Source organism: Mesorhizobium sp. M7A.F.Ca.US.006.04.2.1 (assembly GCF_004022915.1).
GTDB classification, from domain to species: Bacteria; Pseudomonadota; Alphaproteobacteria; order Rhizobiales; family Rhizobiaceae; genus Mesorhizobium; species Mesorhizobium ciceri.
The window spans coordinates 1-4,406 of sequence record NZ_RZQA01000543.1; the positions used below are offsets into that span (position 1 = coordinate 1).

The 4,406-nt window shown below is 60.9% G+C and carries 6 protein-coding genes; 5 read left to right on the forward strand and 1 reads right to left on the reverse strand.

Translation table 11 applies throughout. The features are described from left to right. Positions 1-245, reverse strand: a 245-nt coding sequence (locus EN925_RS40195; protein ID WP_206632908.1) for a hypothetical protein, incomplete at its 3' end; no start/stop codon positions are given. On the opposite strand from EN925_RS40195, the gene EN925_RS24730 reads away from it, so the two are divergent. The 5 genes from EN925_RS24730 (at position 244) to EN925_RS24750 (ending at position 4,343) form a co-directional block, all read left to right on the forward strand. Further along, entirely contained in the window at positions 244-1,029 is a 786-nt protein-coding gene (locus EN925_RS24730; RefSeq protein ID WP_013531705.1) for an ABC transporter substrate-binding protein, read from the forward strand. The genes EN925_RS40195 and EN925_RS24730 overlap by 2 nt on opposite strands. A gap of 80 nt (positions 1,030-1,109) precedes the next feature. After that, the gene (locus tag EN925_RS24735) at positions 1,110-1,829 is read left to right on the forward strand and encodes an ABC transporter permease (RefSeq protein WP_024503306.1); all 720 of its coding nucleotides are present in this window, start codon (positions 1,110-1,112) and stop codon (positions 1,827-1,829) included. After that, on the forward strand, positions 1,826-2,647 hold the full coding sequence (locus EN925_RS24740; RefSeq protein WP_024503307.1) for an ABC transporter permease: 822 nt from the start codon (positions 1,826-1,828) through the stop codon (positions 2,645-2,647). Before EN925_RS24735 ends, EN925_RS24740 begins: the two co-directional genes overlap by 4 nt. Before the next feature lie 112 nt (positions 2,648-2,759). After that, positions 2,760-3,629 (forward strand): NAD(P)-dependent oxidoreductase, encoded by an 870-nt coding sequence (locus EN925_RS24745; RefSeq protein ID WP_013531708.1) that lies wholly within the window; start codon positions 2,760-2,762, stop codon positions 3,627-3,629. A 9-nt stretch (positions 3,630-3,638) separates the two neighbouring features. Further along, on the forward strand, positions 3,639-4,343 hold the full coding sequence (locus tag EN925_RS24750) for a DNA alkylation repair protein (protein WP_027161587.1): 705 nt from the start codon (positions 3,639-3,641) through the stop codon (positions 4,341-4,343). Positions 4,344-4,406: the final 63 nt, after the last annotated feature.

The window sequence follows — 4,406 nt, forward strand, 5'->3', positions numbered from 1 at the left end:
AAGGCGAGCTGCTGCCGGTATTCGATCTCGACGATGCAAAATCGATAGCCGACTTCATCGAGCGCACCGCCGGGCTCGTTGCTTGAGCGCTGACGCAACGGCAGAATAGCCTTGCCCATTTTTATGGTTTTGCAGTTGCTTTTTTCTTGGAAAGAGTGGGAGTATCGCGCCAGCGGGCGGTCAAAAGCACCGCCCCACAGAGCCGTTCGGAACGACGGCCGGGACCATAAAGAGAGGACCATCATGCGTATTTCACTGCGTATCGCGCTTGCCGCATCGGCCGCGCTGCTGACACTCGGCGTCGCCCAGGCCCAGGAAAAGACCCTGAGGATCGGCACCGAAGGCGCCTACCCGCCCTTCAACAACCTTACCGCCGATGGCCAGCTCGTGGGCTTCGATATCGACATCGCCAAGGCGCTTTGTGATGAGATGAAGGTCAAGTGCACCTTCGTCGCCCAGGATTGGGACGGCATCATTCCAGCCCTCCAGGCCGGTAAATTCGACGCCATCGTCGCCTCGATGTCGATCACGCCGGAGCGCAAGGAGAAGGTCGACTTCTCGAACAAATACTACAACACGCCCTCGGCGATCGCCGTGCCGAAGGACAGCACGCTGAAAGGCGTGACCAAGGAAGATCTCGCCGGCAAGACCATCGGCGTCGCCACCACCACCACGCATTTCAACTATGCCTCGAAGACCTACACCGACAGCACCGTGAAGGGCTATCCGAGCAGCCCCGAGGAGCAGGCCGATCTTGCCAATGGTCGTCTCGACGCCATCGAGGACGATATCGTCGTGCTGCAGCAGTTTCTGGACTCGCCTGACGGCGCCTGCTGCAAGATCCTCGGCCAACCTTCGCCGCAGCCGGTCGAGATTTTCGGGCCTGGTGCCGGCATTGCCGTACGCAAGGGCGAAACTGACCTGGTCAACAAGCTCAATTCGGCCATCGCCGCCATTCGCGCCAATGGAAAATACAAGGAAATCAACGACAAGTATTTCAAGTTCGACGTCTACGGCGCCGAGTCCTGATAAGCCAGTTCAAGACGGCGGGGAATTTCCCCGCCGTCTTTCTATTCGTCTTGGGAATGCCGTGGGGATAAGACCGGTCGATGCCAGCCCAGAGCATATGGACACTTCTCAGTTGGGGACCTGAAGGCTGGCTTGACGATATTGCCTATGGCGCACTGATCACCATTGCGTTGGCGCTTGCCACGCTGCCCATCGGATTGACGATCGGCTTTTTCATTGCACTCGCCAAGCAGTCCGAAGAACCGTCGCTGCGCCTTGCCGCCAACATCTACACCACCGTCTTTCGCGGCCTGCCAGAACTGGTGACGCTGTTCCTGTTCTTTTTCGGCATGCCGATCCTGCTGCAGCATCTCGTCAGGTATTTCCGGCCTGACGTCACCATCGACGTCAACAGCTTTGTCGCCGGCATGATCGTGCTTGCACTGATCTTCTCCTCCTATGCCAGTGAGGTTTTCCTTTCCGCCTTCCGCGCCATTCCCAAAGGCCAGTATGAGGGCGGCTATGCCATCGGTCTTTCGAACTGGCTGACCATGCGCAAGGTGATCGTGCCGCAACTGCTGCGCATCGCGTTTCCTGGACTGGAGAACTGCTGGCTCAGCCTGCTCAAGGACACGTCGCTGGTGTCGGTCGTCGGCCTGGCCGAGACGCTGCGCAATGCCAGCATTGCGGCCCGCGTCACCAAGCACGCTTTCCTGTTCTTCGGCGTCGCCTCGCTGGTCTTTCTTGGCCTGGCCGTCCTGTCGTCCTTCGCCACCAATGCGATCCTGCGCTCGCTTGGCCGGCGGGAGGCGCAGCGATGAGCGCCACGGCCACCATGGTCGAACGTCCGCCGCCACGGGCGCGCGGCTGGCCGCGCAGGCGTATCGCCGGTTACGCGCTGGTGGGCCTATGGATTTTGTTCGGTATCGGCATCGTCAGCTATCTCTTCCTTGCCTGGAATCCCGATTTCTTTGCCAAATATGCGCCGGCTTATCTGAGCGGGCTTGGGGTCACGCTGGCGCTGGTTTCCATATCGATGGTACTCGGCGCGATCCTGTCGGTGCCCGTCGCTTACGGGCGCATGTCCAGCAACCGGATCCTGTCCGGCCTCGCCTATTGCTACGTCTATTTCTTCCGCGGCACGCCGCTGCTGGTCCAGACCTATCTGGTCTACTACGGATTGGGCTCGTTCCGCGTCGAACTCCAGTCGGTCGGCCTCTGGGATTTTTTCAAGGACGCGTTCAATTGCGGCGTCTTTGCCTTTGCGCTCAACACGGCCGCCTACCAGGCGGAGATCCTGCGCGGCGCCATAGAGAGCGTGCCAAGAGGGCAATGGGAAGGGGCGGCCTCGCTTGGCCTGCATAAACTGCAGACGTTGCGCAAGATCATCCTGCCGCAAGCCCTGATCGTCGCCTTGCGGCCCTATGGCAACGAACTGATCCTGATGGTCAAGGCGTCCGCCATCGTCGCCATCATCACGGTCTACGATCTGATGGGCAATGCCAAGCTCGCCTTCGCCAACTCGTTCGACATCCAGGCCTATATCTGGGTCGCCCTCGTCTATCTGGTGATGGTCGAGATCTTGCGGCATGGCGTCGAATGGATCGAGCGCCGGATCACCGTTCACCTGAAACGCTGACGATTTTCAATTCGGCTGCACCAGTCGATCAGGCTCTACGCGTCTTGACGAATTGAGCGCAGAGCCTAGAGCTTTCGCAGCAAATTCCGTTTCCATTCTGAAGGGCAAGCTCATGGCATCTGTGGCATTTCTCGGTCTTGGCGTGATGGGCTATCCGATGGCCGGACACTTGAAGAACAAAGGCGGCCATGACGTCACCGTCTACAACCGCACCAAGGCCAAGGCCGAGCAATGGGTTGGCCAGCATGGCGGTAGCCTGGCGGCGACCCCTGCGCAGGCCGCCGAGGGCAAGGATTTTGTGTTCTCCTGCGTCGGCAATGACGACGATCTGCGTTCGGTGACGACCGGTCCGGAAGGCGCCTTCAAATCGATGAAGAAGGGTTCGGTCTTCATCGACAACACCACCGCCTCGGCCGAGGTCGCTCGCGAGCTGGCGGCGGCGGCGCAAGCCGGCGGGTTTTCGTTTCTCGATGCGCCGGTCTCGGGCGGCCAGGCCGGCGCCGAGAACGGCGTGCTGACTGTCATGGTCGGCGGCGAGCAGGATGCGTTCGACAAAGCGAAGCCTGTCATCGACGCTTTTGCCCGCATGGTCGGCTTGATGGGGTCGGCCGGTGCCGGCCAGCTCACCAAAATGATCAACCAGATCACCATCGCCGGCCTCGTCCAGGGCCTGGCCGAAGGCATCCATTTCGGCAAGAAGGCCGGGCTCGACATCGAGAAGGTGATCGAGGTGATTTCCAAGGGCGCCGCGGGCTCCTGGCAGATGGAGAACCGCCACAAGACGATGAACGCCGGCAAATATGATTTCGGCTTCGCCGTCGACTGGATGCGCAAGGATCTCGGCATCTGCCTGGCCGAGGCCGACCGCAATGGCGCCAGACTGCCGGTCACCGCACTCGTCGACCAGTTCTACAAGGATGTGCAGGCGATGGGCGGCAAGCGCTGGGACACGTCCTCGCTGCTCGCCCGTCTCGAAAAATAGGTCTCTGCCGTGGCAGAGCTCTCGCCTCAATCCAGTGCCGCGGAAATCGTCGCCCATCTTCGCGCCATCGGATCCGAGCAGAACCGCCTCGGCATGTTGCGCTACGGCATCAAGATCGACCGTGCACTTGGCATCTCGCACGGCATGCAGCGGCAGATCGCGCGGACGATCAAACGCAACCACGAGCGCGCCTTCGAGCTATGGGACAGCGGCATCATGGAGGCGCAGTTCATTGCCTCCGTCACGGCTGACCCGAAACGGTTTTCTGCTGAAGATGCAAGGCGATGGGCGGCTAGTTTCGACTCCTGGGACATCGTCGACGGCGTCTCGGATCTCTTTGTCGATACGGACGCCTGGAAAGAACTGATCGCCGAGTTCGCGGCCGACGAGCGGGAGTTCGTTCGGCGCACGGCCTTCGCCATGATGGCCTGGTCTGTCGTCCACCGGAAGCAGGAGCCAGGGGCGACCTTCCTCTCCTTCCTGCCGATCATCGAAACGCACGCGAACGACAGCCGCAATTTCGTGAAGAAAGCCGTGAACTGGGCGCTTCGGTCGATCGGTAAGCGATCGATGAACATGCACGGTGCCGCCCTGGCTGTCGCCGAACGACTGGCGCAGTCGGCCGACAAGACGGCGCGCTGGATCGGCAAGGACGCCGTAAGGGAGCTGACCAATGCCAAGACGCTCGCGCGGATCGCCGCCAGGAAAGGCTGACGGCGCGCGTTCCGCCATGTCAGTATCTCGCCGACATGTGAAGTGGCTGCCGACATGTGATGC